Annotated in this window: 15 protein-coding genes; 4 read left to right on the forward strand and 11 right to left on the reverse strand. The window is 62.6% G+C overall.

Translation table 11 applies throughout. The features are described 5' to 3' along the window. Window positions 1-142 precede the first annotated feature (142 nt). From ychF to G552_RS0114260, 3 genes are all read right to left on the reverse strand, one after another. Window positions 143-1,261, reverse strand: a complete 1,119-nt coding sequence (gene ychF, locus G552_RS0114250; protein ID WP_027883593.1) for a redox-regulated ATPase YchF — start codon at window positions 1,259-1,261, stop codon at window positions 143-145. 68 nt (window positions 1,262-1,329) lie between these two features. Further along, a complete protein-coding gene (locus G552_RS0114255; protein WP_027883594.1) occupies window positions 1,330-1,845 on the reverse strand; it encodes a DJ-1/PfpI family protein in 516 nt (171 codons plus the stop codon). 32 nt (window positions 1,846-1,877) lie between these two features. Next, a complete protein-coding gene (locus G552_RS0114260; protein WP_027883595.1) occupies window positions 1,878-3,338 on the reverse strand; it encodes a S10 family peptidase in 1,461 nt (486 codons plus the stop codon). Between the two features lie 78 nt (window positions 3,339-3,416). Between G552_RS0114260 and G552_RS0114265 the strand changes: the two genes are divergently transcribed. Together G552_RS0114265 and G552_RS0114270 are read left to right on the forward strand one after the other, a co-directional pair. After that, window positions 3,417-4,127, forward strand: a complete 711-nt coding sequence (locus G552_RS0114265) for a hypothetical protein (RefSeq protein WP_245575219.1) — start codon at window positions 3,417-3,419, stop codon at window positions 4,125-4,127. A gap of 60 nt (window positions 4,128-4,187) precedes the next feature. Beyond that, window positions 4,188-5,453, forward strand: coding sequence for a S41 family peptidase (locus G552_RS0114270; RefSeq protein ID WP_027883597.1), 1,266 nt, complete (start codon window positions 4,188-4,190; stop codon window positions 5,451-5,453). 1 nt (window position 5,454) lies between these two features. Here G552_RS0114270 and G552_RS0114275 read toward each other — a convergent pair whose 3' ends face one another. Genes G552_RS0114275 through G552_RS0114295 form a run of 5 tightly spaced genes read right to left on the reverse strand, consistent with a single transcriptional unit; the run spans window position 5,455 to window position 9,102 of the window. Continuing rightward, window positions 5,455-6,075, reverse strand: coding sequence for an MOSC domain-containing protein (locus G552_RS0114275; protein ID WP_245575220.1), 621 nt, complete (start codon window positions 6,073-6,075; stop codon window positions 5,455-5,457). Continuing rightward, complete coding sequence (locus tag G552_RS0114280) at window positions 6,072-6,461, reverse strand: DUF3054 domain-containing protein (protein ID WP_084640464.1); 390 nt, start codon at window positions 6,459-6,461, stop codon at window positions 6,072-6,074. Before G552_RS0114280 ends, G552_RS0114275 begins: the two co-directional genes overlap by 4 nt. A gap of 3 nt (window positions 6,462-6,464) precedes the next feature. Beyond that, the gene (gene lipA, locus G552_RS0114285) at window positions 6,465-7,439 is read right to left on the reverse strand and encodes a lipoyl synthase (RefSeq protein WP_027883600.1); all 975 of its coding nucleotides are present in this window, start codon (window positions 7,437-7,439) and stop codon (window positions 6,465-6,467) included. Further along, on the reverse strand, window positions 7,436-8,119 hold the full coding sequence (gene lipB, locus G552_RS0114290) for a lipoyl(octanoyl) transferase LipB (RefSeq protein WP_027883601.1): 684 nt from the start codon (window positions 8,117-8,119) through the stop codon (window positions 7,436-7,438). Before lipB ends, lipA begins: the two co-directional genes overlap by 4 nt. A gap of 44 nt (window positions 8,120-8,163) precedes the next feature. After that, window positions 8,164-9,102, reverse strand: coding sequence for a CobW family GTP-binding protein (locus G552_RS0114295; protein WP_027883602.1), 939 nt, complete (start codon window positions 9,100-9,102; stop codon window positions 8,164-8,166). 105 nt (window positions 9,103-9,207) lie between these two features. Here G552_RS0114295 and G552_RS0114300 point away from each other — a divergent pair, with 105 nt between their 5' ends. Next, window positions 9,208-9,756 (forward strand): LabA-like NYN domain-containing protein, encoded by a 549-nt coding sequence (locus G552_RS0114300; protein WP_027883603.1) that lies wholly within the window; start codon window positions 9,208-9,210, stop codon window positions 9,754-9,756. Here G552_RS0114300 and G552_RS0114305 read toward each other — a convergent pair. Genes G552_RS0114305 through ileS form a run of 3 tightly spaced genes read right to left on the reverse strand, consistent with a single transcriptional unit; the run spans window position 9,753 to window position 15,829 of the window. Further along, a complete protein-coding gene (locus G552_RS0114305; protein WP_027883604.1) occupies window positions 9,753-10,016 on the reverse strand; it encodes a cupin domain-containing protein in 264 nt (87 codons plus the stop codon). The two genes, G552_RS0114300 and G552_RS0114305, sit on opposite strands and share 4 nt — an antisense overlap. A gap of 1 nt (window position 10,017) precedes the next feature. Next, window positions 10,018-12,504, reverse strand: a complete 2,487-nt coding sequence (gene topA, locus G552_RS0114310) for a type I DNA topoisomerase (RefSeq protein ID WP_027883605.1) — start codon at window positions 12,502-12,504, stop codon at window positions 10,018-10,020. A 46-nt stretch (window positions 12,505-12,550) separates the two neighbouring features. After that, window positions 12,551-15,829, reverse strand: a complete 3,279-nt coding sequence (ileS, locus tag G552_RS0114315; protein ID WP_027883606.1) for an isoleucine--tRNA ligase — start codon at window positions 15,827-15,829, stop codon at window positions 12,551-12,553. Between the two features lie 460 nt (window positions 15,830-16,289). On the opposite strand from ileS, the gene fsa reads away from it, so the two are divergent. Next, window positions 16,290-16,940 (forward strand): fructose-6-phosphate aldolase, encoded by a 651-nt coding sequence (gene fsa, locus G552_RS0114320; RefSeq protein WP_027883607.1) that lies wholly within the window; start codon window positions 16,290-16,292, stop codon window positions 16,938-16,940. Window positions 16,941-16,966 lie beyond the last annotated feature (26 nt).

Here is a 16,966-nt window from a genome sequence, read left to right on the forward strand (position 1 = left end):
TCGCGCCTTCGGCCTCGAGCGAAGACGAGGCGCAGGATGCAGCCGTGGGTTGACCTGTGATTTTTAGTGCTGCTCGCGCCTTCGGCCTCGAGCGAGCCGCAGTTCGGGGTGAAGAGAGGGCATTGCCCCTTTGGGCGAAGCTTTAAACGTTAAACAGAATCAGCAGTACGTCCCCGTCCTGCACCACGTAGTCTTTGCCTTCGGTGCGCACCCAGCCTTTCTCTTTGGCCTGGGCCCAACCCCCAGCCTCGACCAGCTTGTGCCACTCGATGACCTCGGCCCGGATAAAACCCCGCTCGAGGTCGGAGTGAATCTCGCCGGCAGCCTGGGGGGCCTTGGTGCCTTTGCGGATGGTCCAGGCCCGTACCTCCTTCTCACCGGCGGTAAAGAACGTTTGCAGGCCTAAGGTGCGGTAGGCCGTGCGCACCAGCCGATTGAGCCCCGATTCCTCTAGGCCCAGGGTATGCCGGTACTCGGCAGCCTCTGCTTCGGATAGCTCGGCCAGCTCGGCCTCGATTTTGGCCGAGACCACCACTACCTCGGCTCCTTCACCTGCTGCGACCTCGCGTACCTTGGCCACGTGAGGGTTCTGGGCGCCATCCGGTAGGTCTTCCTCGGCCACGTTGCAGACGTAGATAACCGGTTTGTAGGTGAGCAGCCCCATCTCGCGGGCCGCTTTGGCGAGTAGCTCGGGCTCGGCAGGGCTAAAGGTGCGGGCGGGCTGGCCTTGGGAGAGGTGGGCCACTAGGGGCTCGAGCACCTCTAGCAGGGCTTTGTCGTCCTTGTCATTGCGGGCCGACTTACGCAGCTTCTCCAGGCGTTTTTCTAAGGTGTGGAGGTCGGCCAGGGCCAGCTCGGTGTGGATGGTCTCGAGGTCGTCCTGAGGGTCTACCCGGCCTGCCACATGCACCACGTTGGGGTCTTCAAAGCAGCGCACCACGTGGGCGATGGCCGCTACCTCGCGGATGTTGGCCAGGAACTGGTTGCCCAAACCTTCCCCCTTGTGGGCCCCTTTGACCAGTCCGGCGATGTCCACGAATTCCACGTGGGTGGGCACAATGGGTGGCACCCGCTCGCCTTTTACGAAGAGCTTTTGCAGGGCCTCTAAGCGTGGGTCGGGCAGGGTTACCACCCCCACGTTTTTGTCGATGGTGGCAAAAGGGTAGTTGGCCGCCAAAGCCCCGGCTTTGGTGATGGCGTTGAACAGGGTGGATTTGCCCACATTGGGCAGACCGACGATTCCGACTCCAAGCGATGCCATGGGTATCCTCTGGGCAGGCTTTCCAGCCCGCACACCAAAGGCCCATTCTACCCCAGGCAGCGCAAGGCTTATAGGCCCAGGTGGGCCCTGGCCTCCTGGGCAAAACCGGCCCAGTCTAAAAGGGCCTGAACCAGCTCGAGGTAGCCCTGGGTGGTGCAGAGCTTGCCCTGCCAGTGCCAACCTTCTTCCACTCGCTTTAGGGGAGTGCCGGCCAGGGCCTCCGCGGCAACAGGATGGGCCGCCGCACTGCCAGAAAGGCGCCCGGCCTCGAGCAAAAACAAGGCCCCGTTGGCCCCGGCAAACACCGCCCGTAGGCTTTCCCAGACCTCCTCCAGCCAGTCTTGGTAGGCGTCGTCGCGCCCCAGCTTGCGCATCTGGCTGCCCCCAGGAATAACCAGCACATCCAGCCCGGGTCGGGCCGCAAAGGTGTACTTGGGGGTCCAGACCGCCCCAGCGCTGCCCTCTAAGGCGGTGCGCCCCCGGGCGATGGTGAAGCGCTCCCAGCCTAAAAGCCGAGCGGCCTCCATAACCAAAGCGGCTTCGGCCTCGAGGAAACCAGGGGTAAGAAGAATGCCCAGGCGCATGGGCCCATGCTAGGGAGGCCTGAAGGCCAGGGTCAAGGGGTGTGGGTCTTGCGGATGAAGGCCCGTAGGTCGGCGGCCTGCCGGGCCAGGGAAGGCAGGTGCACGTACATCATGTGCCCGGCGGGGTAGTAGTGCACCTGGATGTTTTTTTGCAGGTGGGGCTCGAGGCTAAGGTGGCTCAGGGTGTAGTCGGTGGCGAAATAGGGGGTGGCCAGGTCAAAGTAGCCGCTACCTACGTATACCCGCAGGTAAGGATTCATGCAGATGGCCTTACGCAGGGTTTCGGCCACATTCAGGTACTGGTTTTCAAACTCCTTGTAGCTCCAATTCTGGTACAGATTGGACAGGACTTCGTAGGGTAGGTCGCTCTGAAAGCCCAGTTCCTGACGCACATAGTGGTTGAAGGTTGCTGTGTAAGGCCCCTGGATAGCGGCATAACTGGGGTCGTACTCGAAGTTTGTGCCGGCTGCATCGCGGTCGGTGCCGGTAAAGCGGCTGTCCAGCCGCCCTACCGTTTTGCGCTCGGAGCGAAGGAGTTCTTTGGTGAAGCGAAAAATTTCCAGGCGCAGATTGCTGGCCCGCACATACTCCTCGGAAAGCCCGGTGTAGCGGGCCAGCTTCTGGGCTATGCGCCGGTACTCGCTGGGGGCCAGCTTACTGCCCCGCATCAAGGCCAGGGTGTACTCGCCTTCGGCAAAGGCCTCCACCTCCTTTAGCAGGCTTTTCAGGGGTTTGCGCTGAAGGTCGGGGGGGAGTTTGCGGTGATACCAGGCAGTGGCGCTAAAGGAGGGTAGGAAGAGGATGTGGGGCAGGTCGTTGCCGGGGTTGAAGCGGGCGGTGGAGAACTCGAGGATACTGCTGACCAGCATGAGGCCGTTCAGGTATAGGCCATGCCGTTCCTGCAAATAACCCGACAAGCCCGCGGCCCGGGTGGTACCGTAGCTTTCCCCAATCAGGTACTTGGGGCTCAGCCAGCGCCCATAGCGGCTGGTGTAGAGCCGGATGAACTCCCCCACGCTTTCCAGGTCGCGCTTGAAGCCGTGGTACTCCCGCACTTTTTCCCCCTCGAGCATGCGGCTATAGCCGGTGCCTACCGGGTCGATGAAAACCAGGTCGCTGACCTCGAGCAGGGTATGGGGGTTGTCCACCAGCCGGTAGGGGGGTGGGGTGAGGGCCCCCGCGTCGCCCATCTCTACTCGTTTAGGCCCTAGAAGGCCCAGGTGCAACCATACCGACGACGACCCAGGCCCACCGTTGAAGGAGAAGGTGATGGGCCGCTGGCTGAGGTCGTCTACCCCTTCCTTGGTATAGGCCACGAAGAACAAAGTGGCCCGGGGTTTGTGCCCCTCGGCAGTGCCGTCTTTTTCCGCCTCTTCCCTGAGCACGATAGTGCCGCAGGTTACCCGGTAGGGCAGTTCTTTGTCCCCGATACGGATGCTGTGCTGGGTGGTGCAAAGCTGGTCTTGTGGGGTGGGTTTGTTCTCCTCTGGCATGGGCCTATCCTACCGGTACGGAACCGTTTGGGGTAAATCCTTATCCGGGTCAAACCTTGGGGTTTTACCCTAGGGCTGATGAAACGGATGGGGTGGTTTCTGGCCTGGATGGTGGGGGCCCTGGCCTTGGCCCAGGTAGCCCCCGGGGCAACCCAACTGCTAGAGAAGATGCGCCAGGCTCACGGGGGGGCGGCCTTGGCTGGCTTGCGCACCTACCAGGAGACCGCCACCCTCACCACCTTTGTGGGGCCCGAGCCCGAGCACCAGCTCGTGGTGGTTTCGTACGTGGACTTTGCTGCGGAGCGACTGCGGGTAGAGTACCGGGATGGCCCCCGGTTGATTCAGGTGCTCCAGGTAGGCCCTGAGGGGGGACAGAGCTGGAGCGTGATTTCCGGTAGCAAGCCCCTCGAGGCCGAGCTGGCCCGGGAACTGCGCCATGGGCTTTACCAGACCTGGTATGGCCTGCGCCTGGGGGGGGCGGGGCGCGAGGTGGCCCGGCTCGAGGGGCGGAAGACCTTTGCCGAGGCCAGCGGGCAGGCGGTGGTGGTGCGTACCCGCGGGGCCCAAACCACCTATCTGGTCGACGAGCAGAATCGATTGATTGCTGAACGCTACCAAAACAGCCAGGGGCTGTTGACTGTGCGCTATACCGACCTGCGCCGGGTCGCGGGGCTGCTTATTCCCTTCCAGGCTCGCTTGTATGCCGATGGTCGTCTATTCGCTGAGGTGCGGGTAAGGGAGGCCCGGGTAAACCCGCCGTTTTCGCCCCAGACCTTCCGGATGCCCTGAGCGGCTTCTCCTTGTGATGTAGGCAACCCCGATTGGCTAGCTTGGCGCTAAAAATAGGGTATGGGTCAGTGGCGGTTTTGGGGGGTTGGCCTCTTATGGCTGGTGCTGGGCCTGGGCCTGGCCAGTCCGGCTCAGGGGTTGCTCGACGAGGTAAGCCGCCTCTTAAGCGACTATTATGCGGGATTTTCCCAGGTCAGGCCGCAGGAGCTGCGGCAAAAATACCAGGCCGAGCTGGAAAAGGCCTGTGCTCAGGAGGTGGTCTGCCCCACCCAGAAGGCCTTACCCCTGATCCAGGCTATGGTGGCCGAGTTGGGCGACCGCCACACCCGCTACTTCACCCCTGAAGAGTATGCCGAGGTGCAGCGCCGGCTGGCGGGTGGGAGCAGCAGCCGGCCCCAGCTAGGGGTGCAGCTCCAGGTAGTGCCGGGGCTGGAAGGTTTGTTGGTGGTGGAGGTAAGCCCCGAGACACCGGCGGCCGAGGCTGGTTTGCGCCGGGGAGACCGCATTCTGGCCGTCGACGGGGTGCCATTACCCCAGGCTCAAGGGGAACGCCTGGAGTTTTTGCGAGAGCGGATAGGGCTGGGCCAGCCCCTGCGCTTAGGGCTTCAGCGGTTGGGGCAACCCCTCGAGGTCTGGGTGGAACCCCGCATCATCTCGCTGCGCCAGCTTCCCAGCCTGGTGCTGCGGGAGGATGGAGTAGCGCTGCTGCGCATCCCTTCCTTTAGCGGCTACCAGCAGATAGGCCCCCGCATTCACGAGCTGGTACGGCAGGCCCAGCAGGGCGGGGCCTGGGCTATGGTGGTTGATCTGCGCAACAACGGTGGGGGAGTCCTGAGCGAGTGCCTGGTGGGGGCGGGGGCTTTTGTGGAAGAGACCTATCGGCGCCTACAGGACAATTGGCGGGCCAGCGAACAGGGATATAAGGACGGCTACTACTACCACCGCTTGGGGGGGCGCGACCGGCCCCAGTACCAGGTGCAGCCTGCGCGCTGGGCGGGGCCGGTGGTGCTCTTGGTAAACGAGCGAACCGCCTCGTGTGCGGAGTACTTTACCTTCGATGTACAGGAGGGCCGCCAGGCTTTAGTGATTGGCCAGCCCACCGCCGGTGTGGGCAACACGGCCACCCTGTTTTTGCGGTTGAGCGATGGCTCGGGCCTGCAGATAACCACCTCCCGGGCCCAGCGTAAGGACGGCAGCTTCTACCCCGACCGGGTGACCCCCAGCCTACTTTTAGCTGAGGACTGGTACGCTCTGGCCGAGGGGCGGGATACCCTGCTGGAGAAAGCCCTCGAGGTCTTAGCCCAAGCCAAGGTGGGCTTGGAGTAACCTAAGCCCCCTCGAGGTTGCGCAAGCGCTCGGCGAATACCCTCCGGGCCCGCTCGGCCAGGGGGGCCCCTAGCAGCCAGCGCAAGCGAGCGGGATACGGGTTTTTCTCATACCAAAGCGCAAAAACCTCAACCAAGGGGGGGTGCTGGGGGGGAGCCGCGACTTTTTCGACGGCCTGGGGGGCTTGCACCAGGCCAGCCTGAAGCACCCGGGCGTAAAACCCCGGGCGGCCCGCCTGGCGGAAGCGCTTAACAAAGCCGGGGTCGTTCATGTGGGCGGCTAGGGTAGCGCAGGGGATGCGGGGAGCCGAGACCTCGAGCCAAACCGGGCCAATGCGGAAGCGGTCGCCGATGCGCACCGGCTCAGGGCCAAAGCTGGAGAAGGTCAGGTTTTCACCAAAGGTGCCGGCCGCCAGCGGCTGGCCTAGCTCCTCCATCCACCAGTCGTAGTCTTGCGCACTATAGACGTACACCGCCTGGTCAGGGCCGCCGTGGTGTTCCTGGTCGGCGACATAGTCGCCAGCCAGCCCCAACGCATGAACAAAGGCCGAGGCTACCGGGCGCTTGTCAATGCCGCTTGGGCCTTCACCCCGGCTTAAGTTGACGGATACAAGGCGGATCATGGCTGCTTTGGACGCAAAAAAAGCCAGGCTAGCCCGCGCCAAGCCAGCAGCAGGACCAAGGTGGCCCCCAGGGCGATCACCCAGAAGACCAGATAGCTGGTATCTAGGGGCCTTTGCAGCACCATGGCCCGTAGCCACACCCCCGCGCTCACCGCCAGGAACCAGCTTGCCAGCAGATTGCGCCAAGAAGGCCTAGTGTAGGTGCGCAGGAAGGGGGCCAACAGCCACCAGACCAGCAAAATAGGCAGGGCGTTGCGCAGGATGCCACTCAAGTTGACCGGTTCACCGTGGCTTTGCAGGCCCACAACAGCAAAGAGCAGAATACAGGCCGCATCGCCCAAGGCTAGCGTCCGGCCTGGGGGGTGGGGTGGGATGCTTACGGCCATGGGCTATTCCGGCTGGGTGGCTTCGAAGAAGACCTTTTCTGCTCGGTAAGAGCTACGCACCAAAGGCCCGCTGAAAACCTCGAGGAAGCCTTCCTGGTAGCCCCACTCACGGTATTGAGCAAACTCCTCGGGGGTCACATAGCGCGCCACCGGCAGGTGGTGCTGGGTAGGGCGCAGGTATTGGCCCAGGGTGAGCACATCCACCCCTACTGCTCGCAGGTCGCGCATGGCCTGGCGGATTTCCTCGTCACTCTCACCTAAGCCCAGCATCAGGCTGGACTTGGTCAGCACCTCGGGGCGCACCTTTTTGGCGTGGGCCAGCACACGGAGGGTCTGGTCGTAGCCGGCCCTGGGGTCGCGGACCTGCGGGGTCAGGCGGCGCACGGTCTCGAGGTTGTTGGCGAACACGTCCTGGCCTCCTTGCAGAACGGTTTCCACATCGGCCAGGTTGCCCTGAAAGTCGGGGGTGAGGGTCTCGACCTTGACCGAGGGGTCGAGCCGCTTAATCTGCCGTACCGTCTCGGCAAAGTGGGCCGCCCCGCCGTCGGGCAGGTCGTCGCGGTCTACCGAGGTCAGCACCACGTAGCGAAGGCCCATCTCGGCCACTGCCTGGGCCACGTGCAGGGGTTCTAAGGGATCTACCCAGCCTTTGGGGTTGCCGGTGTCCACCGCACAGAACTTACAGGCTCGGGTACACACGCTGCCCAAGAGCATGATGGTCATGGTGCCGTGGCCCCAGCACTCCCCAATATTGGGACACAAGGCCTCCTGGCAGACGGTGTGCAGGCGCAGCCGCCGCGTAAGCTCCTTCAGGCGTTGGTAGTTGGGCCCGGTAGGCACAGTAGCCCGCAACCAGGCGGGTTTGTTGCGGTCTATGGGTTCGGGCCGGCTTTGGGCTACCCCGTTGGGGATAACCTTGAGTTCGATCAGGCCACCGTTTTGGAAATCCTCGAGCTGGATGGTTTTCAGATTGCTCATGCTACTTCCTTTGCCGCGAAGGCGGGGAAGACCTGGGCCAAAGCCTCCTCCACCCGTTCGGCCACCTCGTCTAGGCTAACTTCCCGTCCCAGAATTTTTTGCAGCGAGGTCACCCCCTTGTCCCGGATGCCGCAGGGTACGATGAGGTTGAAGTCCTCGAGCCGGGTGTTCACGTTTAGGGCAAAACCGTGCAGAGCCACATCCTGCCGCACCGCTACTCCAAAGGCGCAGAGCTTTTCTTCCACCGCGGGCCAGCCAGCTACGGGTGCGGGTTTTCGCACCCAGACCCCAGCATAGCCCGGCGTGGGGAAGCTTTCGATGCCGTAGGAGGCGGCCACCTGCACGATGGCGGCCTCGAGCTTGCGCAAAAATCCTCGCACCTGCCGGCCTACGGGAAAGATGGGGTAGCCCACTAGCTGGCCGGGGCCGTGGTAGGTGACATCGCCCCCTCGTTCCACCCAGAAAAGCTCGATGCCCTGGGCACGGTACTGGGTCTCGCTCAAAAGCAGGTTCTCGGGCTTGGCGGCCCGGCCTAAGGTGATGGTGCGGGGGTGTTGCAAAAGCAATAGGGTAGGCTTGCGCCGGCCCGCCACCACCTCGGCATGTACCTTTTTCTGGTATTCCCAGGCCGGGCCATAGGGCACCAGGCCGAGTTTTTCCACCTCGAAGGCGCGGCTCATGAACTACAGCATACTCCTGCTTGGATACCGCGTGAGGAACTGGGTTACAGAGCTTGCAGGGCCTGGAAAGCCTCCTGGTACTCCTGGGCGTCCAGTCCACGCCCAATCACCACCAGGTGGGAAGGGGCCGTGGGGGGATGGCGGGATAGCTCGAGGCTGAAGATTTCCCGCACCGACTGGAAAATCACCTGTTTTTCAAAGCCTTTTACACTGAGAAAGCCCTTGGCGCGCAGCACCGCATCGGGTCGGGCGATCAGGTAGTGGTCGATGAAGGCGTTGACCTTCTGCCGCTCGAGGGGTCGCTCGGCCCGGAGGGTAAAGCTCGTGAGGTGGGGGGTATGCCGGTGGGGGTGGGGCTGGGGCTGCCAGTCTGGGGTAGAGGCCCGCTGGTGCAGCAGCGCTTGGGGGGCCACATTCGCCTGCACGGCGGGGTAAATCTGGCTCAGGGGGTTGAGCTTTTGGATCAGCCCCTCGGCCTCGGCTCTTTGGGTAGGGGAGACCAGGTCGGTTTTGTTGAGCACCACCACGCTGGCGTAGGCAAGCTGAACGGCTCCTTCTGGGCTGTTCTGCAGGGTGCGCTCGAGGTGGCGGGCATCCGCTACGGCGATGATGCCGTCTAGGGCAAACCTACTACGGGCAAAGGGGTCCAGGATGGTCTGGGCCACTGGCACCGGGTCGGCTAGGCCAGAAAGCTCAATCAGGATATACTCGGGTCTATCCTTACGCGCGATCAGCTTGAACAGGGCCGAGGTCAGGTCTTCCCGCCCCACGCAGCACAAACAACCGTTGGCTAGCTCGGCGATGCCGTCGGTATCTACGTTTTCAATCAGGGAGCCGTCGATGCTGGTCTCGCCAAACTCGTTGACGATGATACCGAAGCGGTGTGCCCCGGAGCGCACCAGGTGGTTAACCAGAGTAGTTTTTCCTGCGCCCAGAAAACCGCCGATTATGCTAACGGGTATGCGTTCTTCTGCTGAAACCATACTCTCTACAATAACGCAAACCAAGACCCTATCCTGGCGAAGCCAGGGTGGTGTAAGCCGGTCATACTTTGTAGCTCATCTGTCTCCCCTATCATAGCCTTAGGCATGGACCGCGTGGCTGTTTTTATTGATGGCAGCAACCTGTATCGGGGCCTGGTCTCCACCCTAGGCACCGATTACCGCCTGGATTTTGTGGCCTTTATCTCGGCTTTGGCGGCGGGCCGTCCGCTGTTGCGGGCCTACTACTACAACGCCCCCCTGCCCAACGAGGACCCGGCAGCCAAGGCCCATCAGAGTTTCCTCAACTACCTCAAGCGGGCACCCTACGTCACGGTGCGCTTGGGCCGGCTAGAGCGGCGGGGAGAGGGATTCGTGGAGAAAGGGGTGGATATCCAGATCGCCATCGATATGCTCCGGCTGGCCTATGCCGATGCCTACGATGTGGCCGTTTTGGTCTCGGGCGACGGCGACTTTGCCGAGGTGCTCAGGGTGATTCAGGATATGGGCAAGCAGGCCGAAAACACCACGTTTCAGGTGCTCTCCTCTTACCGCCTGGCCCAGCAGGCCGATAAGTACTACCCGCTGGACGAGCTTCCCTGGGAACGGCTGCGGGCCAAAGGGGCCGAGTCGGTGGCTTTCCCTTTTCCTGATTAGACCAGCCGCCACACCGCCAGTACGCTGGGGTCGATCGGGGTGAGCCGATGCGGGCCCTCGAGGTGGGCTGCTTCGCCTTTGCGCAGGTGGAGGTAGCTTTGATCGGCCAGATCGATTACCACCTCCCCCTCGAGCAACAGGTACAGCCGGGCCTCGGCCACCTCTTCGGGCTGGGTGAGCAGGCAAGCGCGAAAGGCCGCGATGCCTGGAAAGCGGGCCTGGCCCTGGGCCTTGGCAAGGCGGATCAGATGGAGTTTCAAGCTAGGCCCCCACCGCCTCCTTGCGGGTTTTGCCGTAGGCCATACGCAGTTTGAACATAGCCTGACGGAAGAGCTTCAAGGTTTCCTCCGGCGAGCGCCCCAGGGCCCGGGCTACCTCGGGTACGGCTTTCTGCTGCCCCTGGGTGTGGCGGGCCACCTCGGCCTGCTCGGGGGTAAGGCCCACCTGGGGCAGCAGGGCCTCGAGGTCGGCCCAGGTAGCCCTGGGCTGGCTTGGCTTTGCAGGGGCTTTTGGCGCTTTTCCTTTGTTCTTGCCGCTTGCAGGGCGTCGCTGGTTCAGAGCTTGTAGGTCTGGGCCGCCGTAGCGGCGGCAGGCGGGGTTAGCACAGACCCGCTGGCCCGAGCGGCCCTTGGCCATCTCGTTCCAGCCGCAAAGGGGGCACTTTTCCGGCAACAGCGGATCGAAGGCCAAGAAGTCGCAAGAGGGATTGTTGCAGCGATAGTAGGCCTTGCCCCGCTTACTGGTTTTCTGCACCACCTCGCCCGCATGGCACTTAGGGCACTCCAGGCCGGTAGAGGGGGCTTCGTCGCGGGTGTAGGTGCAGGTGGGGTAACGGTCGCAGCTGATAAAGCTGCCATAGCGGCCAAACCGGCGCACTAGCTGGCCCTGCTGGCAGGCAGGGCAGGCCTCGCCGATGGGTTCGGGCTCTTTTTTGGCCTCGAGCCGTTCGGTGTATTTGCACTCGGGGTAGCCGGTGCAGCCCAAAAACTGGCCGAAGCGTGAGACCTTGAGTTCCAAAGGCCGCCCGCACTGGGGGCAGAGCTTGCGCGGCACTTTTTCGTAGTCGCGCAGGAAGGGTTCGTAGAACTCCCGCACCACCTTAGGCCAATGGGCCTTGCCCTCCTCAATCTCATCGAGGCGGGCCTCGAGCTGGGCGGTGAAGTCGTAGGCCACCACATCGGGAAAGTGCTTTAACAGGTAGCCGGTCACCTCGCGCCCCAGAGGGGTGGGCTTGAGGCTTTTTCCAGTGCGCTCGAGGTAGCCCCGGCGCTCGAGGGTCTCGAGGGTAGGGGCATAGGTGGAAGGCCGCCCAATACCCATTTCTTCCAGAGTCTTGACTAAGCTGGCATCAGTGTAGCGCGAGGGCGGCTCGGTGAAGTGCTGTTCGGGCTTCACCTCGAGCAGCTGGGCCTCGGCCCCTTCCCTCAAGGGAGGGAGCTGCTTCTCTCCTTCTTCGTCCTCCCGCCCGTAGACCCGCAAGTAGCCGTCGAATTTAAGTACCGAGCCCACCGCACGGAAGACCAATTCCTCCCCGGCCACCAGCACCGTGGTCTGGTCGTAGACGGCCGGGGTCATCTGGGAGGCCACAAAGCGCTGCCAGATAAGCTGGTATAGCTTGAACTCGTCGTCCTGTAGGTGCTTCCGTACCCCCTCGGGAGTGCGATGAACCGAGGTGGGGCGGATGGCCTCGTGGGCGTCCTGGGTGTTGGCGGCTTTTTTGCTGGCGTAGAAGTTGGGTTTTTCCGGCAGGTACGGCGGGCCAAACTTTTGCGGAATCAACACCCGCACCTCGGCCAAGGCCTCTGCCGAGACCCGGGTGGAGTCGGTGCGCATATAGGTGATCAGGCCCACCGGGCCTTCGGGCAGCTCTACGCCCTCATAAAGCTTTTGCGCTACCCGCATGGTGCGGCTGGCGGTCCAGCCTAGGCGGCTGCTGGCAGCTTGTTGCAGGGTAGAGGTGGTGAAGGGGGGAGGGGCGTTGCGCCGCCGTTCGCGGCGCTCGAGGCTCTGGATGCGGTAGGTGGAAATGGCCCGTGCCCGGTGGGCCAAGCTTTGGGCCTGGGTCTCCTGGGTGATCAGAAAGCCCTGGTTGGTCTGTACCCTTTCCTGGCCTACCCTATAGAGCAGGGCCCGGAAGGTCTGGCCTTCTGAGGTGAAAGTACCCTCGAGGCTCCAGTACTCCTGGGGTACGAAGGCCTCGATTTCCTCTTCCCGCTCAACCAAAAGTCGTAGGGCCACCGACTGTACCCGCCCGGCGGAAAGAGCCCGGCGGCGGAAGGCCATACTCAGTACAGGGGAAAGCTGGTAGCCCACCAGCCGGTCTAGCACCCGGCGGGCCTGCTGAGCATCTACCAGGCTCTGGTCGATGGGGCGGGGCTGCTTTACCGCAGCCTGCACGACCTTAGGGGTGATCTCGTGGAACTCCACCCGCAAGGGCTGGCGTGGGTCGAGGTTCAGAAGCCGAGCCACATGCCAGCCAATGGCCTCACCCTCGCGGTCGGGGTCGGTGGCGATGAGCACCCGCTTGCCTTTGGCCGCCTTCCTCAGCTCGTTGACCACCGGCTGTTTGTCTTTCTTAACCTCGTACTGCGGCGCAAAATCGGCTTCAATATCCACGCCTAGGTCGCGCTCGGGCAGGTCGGCCACGTGGCCCTTGCTGGCCCGCACCTCGTACTCCGCGCCCAGCATTTTTTGAATGCTCTTGGCCTTGGCGGGCGATTCCACCACAACCAGTGTCGAATCCGGCATACGGCTAAGTATATGGGTGAGGCTTGGGTGGTTTGTCAAGCCGCCCCTAGGCTTTTTGCAGGCCGAAGCGGGCCGCGCCTTCCTCGTCGGAGAGCTCGACCAGGTGGCCTTGGGGTTCCTGCGCGCGGAGGGATAGGGCTAAGGTTTCCTCCTGAATCCTGGGGCCATGCTGGGCGATGGCCAGGGCGTAAGGGCCTTCGGCCGTATAGGTGAGGTGAATCCGGTCGGAGACCTTCAGGCCCATCTCCTTGCGGGCCTGCTGGATCAGGCGAATTAGGTCGCGGCAGAGCCCCTCCAACCGCAGCGCCTCATCCAGCCGCACCTCGAGGGCAGCCAGGTAGCCCTCCTCTTCCTCGGCAGCGTAGCCTTCAGGGGAAAGAGCCTCCAGCAGGAGTTCCTCGGGGGCGAGGTGAATCGTTTGCTCCGGTAGCTCTAAGGCTACGGTTTGTCCTGCCCGTACCGCTCGGGCAATGGCCCGGCTATCCATCTGGGCCAAAGCCGCGCGGATGGCCGGCAACTGCTTGCCGTATTTTTTGCCCAGGATGGGTAGGTTGGGCAGCACCCGGTAGGTGAGCAGCTCCTCGCCTAAGGCCAGCACCTCCACCTGCTTAACGTTGAGTTCTTCGGCGATTTCGTTGGCAAAGTGCTGTAGGCCAACCCGTTCTTCCTCGCTGGGGGCGGTGACCAGAAGCCGGGGCAGGGGCATACGGGTCTTGATGCCGCTCTTGGCCCGGGCGCTTCGGGCTAGGCCCACCACCCGCACCACCGCGCCCATCTGGGTAAGCAAGCCGTGGTCGATTAGGGCCGGGTTGGCCTGGGGCCAGTCGGAGAGGTGCACCGACTCCGCGGCCTTTGGCTCTACCGAGCGCACCAGGTTTTGCCACAGGGCCTCAGCCACAAAGGGGGTAAAGGGTGCGCAGAGCTGGGCTACCGTGACCAGCGCCTCCCATAGGGTGGCATAGGCTGCTTCGCGGTCCAGGGCATCCTCGTTTTTCCAGAAGCGGCGCCGGTTGCGGCGCACATACCAGTTGGAAAGCTCATCCACGAAGCGCTCGAGTTCCTTGCCGCCGCCCCGAGCGTCGTAGGCGTCTAAGGCCGCGGTTACCTTCTGGATGAGTTGCTGCACTCGGGCCACCAGCCAGCGGTCCATCTCGGGGCGGATGGCCACCTCGGGCCGCTGGTTCAGGTTGGGGCGATCCAGGTTGGCATAGAGCACAAAGAAGCTATAGACGTTCCAAAGCGTGCCCAAAAAGCCTCGCTGGGCTTCCTGCACCAGTCGCTCGGAAAAACGCTTCTGCTCGCCAGGCTCGGAGGCGGTGAACATATACCAACGCACCGCGTCTGCCCCGTACTTGTCGAACATGGGAAGGGGCTCCACCACGTTGCCCTTGCTCTTGGACATCTTGAAGCCCTTTTCGTCGACCAAATGCCCCAGGCAGATTACGTTTTTGAAAGCGGGCTGGTTGTAGAGCAAGGTGGCAATGGCGTGTAGGGAGTAGAACCAGCCTCGGGTCTGGTCGATGGCCTCGCAGATGAAGTCGGCAGGAAAGTGGCGCTGCCACAGGGCATAGTTCTCCTCGTAGCCCTCCATGGGTTTTTCCCCTTCCAGCATCAGGTGCCACTGGGCGTAGGGCATGGCCCCCGAGTCGAACCACACGTCCAGCACCTCTGGCACCCGGCGGAAGGTTTTGCCGTCCTTGACGAAGGTGACCTCGTCCACGTAAGGGCGGTGCAGGTCTAGGTCGGACAGGTCGCGCCCGGCCAAGGCCGAAAGCTCGCGCACGCTGCCCACGCAGATTACCTCCGAGCCGTCCTCGGCCACCCAGAAGGGCAAGGGGGTACCCCAGTAGCGTTCCCGGCTGATGGCCCAGTCCACGTTGTCCTTGAGCCAGTTGCCGAAGCGCCCATGTTTGATGTGCGGGGGAACCCAATTGATTTTCTCGTTGTTTTCCCAAAGCTGGGCGCGGTAATTGGAAGTCTTGACGTACCAGCTCGGTTTGGCGAAGTAGAGAATAGGGTCGCCGGTGCGGTCGTGGAAGGGGTAGCGGTGGCGAATCTGGCCAGCGTGATACAGTAGACCGCGGGCTTTGAGGTCCTGGATCAGGCCTTTATCGGCCTCCTTGAAGAACTTGCCCCGTTCCTTGCTCACCCGCATGATGCCGTACTCGTCGGTGCCGAAGAGCAAAGGCGTACCATAGCGGCGAGCTAGCTCGAGGTCCTCCGCCCCGTAGACCGGGGCCTCGTGGGCTACCCCTGAGCCATCCTCAGCGCTGACGAAGTCGGCCAGGGCAATGAAGTGCATCACCGGCCGGCCATCGGGACGGCGCTGGCCCTGCGCTTCAACTGCTTCCAGCTCCACGCACACCTCGGGGAAGGGGGGGGTGTACTCCCACCACTCCATATCGGCCCCTTTGAGGTGGGCCAGCACCTCGAGGTCTTCTTTGTGCAAAGCCTGGAGCGGCGCCACCGCCTCACGGGCCAGGATGAGGTGGCCTGCCGAGGGAGAACGCACCAGCGCATACTCCATTTCAGGGTGAACGGCTGCCATGGTGTTGGAGGGCAGGGTCCAGGGAGTGGTGGTCCAGACCAAGATGGCTACCTCGCCCAGCGCTTCCAGCCTTACACCCTGCGCCTCTAGCTTCTCGCGCACAGCCATGGGCGTGGTTTCCAACTTGAGCGGGAAGCGCACGTACACGCTGGGGTCGTCCACTTCACGGTAGCCGTCGGCAATTTCGTTCTGCGAGAGGGTGGTGGAGATGCGCGGGCTGAGGGGTACCACCTTGTAGTCCTGCACGATCATGCCCCGATCCCACATCCGCTTGAGCAGGTTCCACACCGACTCGATGTAGCTGTTGTGGTAGGTCACATAAGCATTTTCCAGGTCCAGCCACATCCCCATCCGCTCAGTGAAATAGTTCCAGTCCTCGATGTTGGCAAAAACCCACTCGCGGCACTGCCGGGTAAACTCGGCGATCTCCTCTTGGTTGAGGGACTTGCGCCCTAGCACCCCTAGTTTTTTCTCCACGGCGATCTCCACCGGCAGGCCGTGGGTGTCCCAGCCGCCCTTGCGGGTGATGTGGTAACCCTGCATGCTTTTGTAGCGGGGGAAGATGTCTTTGAAACTGCGGGCCAGCACATGGTGCATGGCAGGCTGGCCGTTGGCAGTGGGGGGGCCTTCGTAGAAGACGAACTCCCCCTTGGGCGCTGGCTTTTGGTCGGATTTGGTAAAGATGTTGTTTTCACGCCAGAAGGCCAGAACAGCTTCTTCTAGCTTGGGGAAATTGGGTTCGCCTACCTCTTGAAATAGCTTTTTCTCTTCTACCATACGTTGGTTCCTTTCTGAGGCCTCTGGGTCAAACAAAAATCCCACCCCAGGATGCTCCTCAGGTGCGGACGAGAGACTCTATCGAGTTTTCCCGCGGTACCACCGCACTTCCCGAGGGACTAAAGCCCTCGAGCCCTTTAGCGCGCTATTTCGGGCGCACCCGTTGGGTTCTACGCAGCTTTTGGCTGTTTCTTCCCAAAATAGGCTCGGGGTGATTTTCGACCCTCAGGTTGCCGCCTGGCTCACACCCTCCCAGGCTCGCTGCGTGGACGCTGGGGGCTTACTCGTCCCGAGGCTTTACACCAGGGCCAGCCTGTGCAATACTACAACGCTGGCAACCGGCTATCTTGCATGGTAGCAAGCTGCTATCCCCGCGTCAACAAAGCACTTGTTTCTCATCCTCAACCGGCGCTATACTCGGTTGACAATCCGCAACAATGGGCGCGGGAAGGAGTTGGGTATGGATCTATACCTGGATACTGCTGAAGTAAGCGAGATAAAGGAGATTGCGGCCTGGGGCGTGCTGGCGGGAGTCACCACCAATCCTTCCCTGGTGGCTAAGGCAGGCCGCCCACTGGAAGCGGTCATCAAGGAAATCTGCCAGATTGTGCAGGGGCCGGTGTCTGCCGAGGTGGTTTCAACCACCGCCCTAGAGATGGTGGCCGAAGGGCGTCGGCTGGCGGCCATTGATCCCCATGTGGTCGTCAAGCTTCCCACCACCGTCGAAGGGCTCAAGGCTTGCAAAGCCCTAGCCCAGGAGGGGGTTCGGGTAAACATGACCCTGGTCTTCTCAGCTAACCAGGCCTTACTGTGCGCCAAGGCCGGGGCCTGGTGTGTTTCACCCTTTCTAGGCCGCATCGACGACATTTCCTGGGAGGGGGTGGAGTTGATCCGCGAGATTGCGGAGCTTTTCCAGGTGCAAGCCCTTAACACCCGCATCCTGGCGGCCTCTATTCGCCACCCGCGCCACGTAACCCAGGCAGCGATGTTAGGGGCTCACATCGCGACCATGCCTGCCAAAGTTTTTCAGCAGCTTATCAAGCACCCCCTGACCGACCTCGGCCTCAAGGCCTTCCTGGAGGACTGGGCCAGGGCCGGCACCAGGGCGTGAAGCAAAAACAGGAGTTGTGGCAATGC

The sequence above is a fragment of the Meiothermus rufus DSM 22234 genome (assembly GCF_000423425.1).
In the GTDB taxonomy this organism is placed as follows: domain Bacteria; phylum Deinococcota; class Deinococci; order Deinococcales; family Thermaceae; genus Meiothermus; species Meiothermus rufus.

What these genes read in the sequence shown, in the direction of transcription:
- ychF (WP_027883593.1), bottom strand. Translation starts at nt 1,261, where the DNA reads ATGGCATCGCTTGGAGTCGGAATCGTCGGTCTGCCCAATGTGGGCAAA.
- G552_RS0114255 (WP_027883594.1), bottom strand. Translation starts at nt 1,845, where the DNA reads ATGCGCCTGGGCATTCTTCTTACCCCTGGTTTCCTCGAGGCCGAAGCC.
- G552_RS0114260 (WP_027883595.1), bottom strand. Translation starts at nt 3,338, where the DNA reads ATGCCAGAGGAGAACAAACCCACCCCACAAGACCAGCTTTGCACCACC.
- G552_RS0114265 (WP_245575219.1), top strand. Translation starts at nt 3,417, where the DNA reads ATGAAACGGATGGGGTGGTTTCTGGCCTGGATGGTGGGGGCCCTGGCC.
- G552_RS0114270 (WP_027883597.1), top strand. Translation starts at nt 4,188, where the DNA reads ATGGGTCAGTGGCGGTTTTGGGGGGTTGGCCTCTTATGGCTGGTGCTG.
- G552_RS0114275 (WP_245575220.1), bottom strand. Translation starts at nt 6,075, where the DNA reads ATGATCCGCCTTGTATCCGTCAACTTAAGCCGGGGTGAAGGCCCAAGC.
- G552_RS0114280 (WP_084640464.1), bottom strand. Translation starts at nt 6,461, where the DNA reads ATGGCCGTAAGCATCCCACCCCACCCCCCAGGCCGGACGCTAGCCTTG.
- lipA (WP_027883600.1), bottom strand. Translation starts at nt 7,439, where the DNA reads ATGAGCAATCTGAAAACCATCCAGCTCGAGGATTTCCAAAACGGTGGC.
- lipB (WP_027883601.1), bottom strand. Translation starts at nt 8,119, where the DNA reads ATGAGCCGCGCCTTCGAGGTGGAAAAACTCGGCCTGGTGCCCTATGGC.
- G552_RS0114295 (WP_027883602.1), bottom strand. Translation starts at nt 9,102, where the DNA reads ATGGTTTCAGCAGAAGAACGCATACCCGTTAGCATAATCGGCGGTTTT.
- G552_RS0114300 (WP_027883603.1), top strand. Translation starts at nt 9,208, where the DNA reads ATGGACCGCGTGGCTGTTTTTATTGATGGCAGCAACCTGTATCGGGGC.
- topA (WP_027883605.1), bottom strand. Translation starts at nt 12,504, where the DNA reads ATGCCGGATTCGACACTGGTTGTGGTGGAATCGCCCGCCAAGGCCAAG.
- ileS (WP_027883606.1), bottom strand. Translation starts at nt 15,829, where the DNA reads ATGGTAGAAGAGAAAAAGCTATTTCAAGAGGTAGGCGAACCCAATTTC.
- fsa (WP_027883607.1), top strand. Translation starts at nt 16,290, where the DNA reads ATGGATCTATACCTGGATACTGCTGAAGTAAGCGAGATAAAGGAGATT.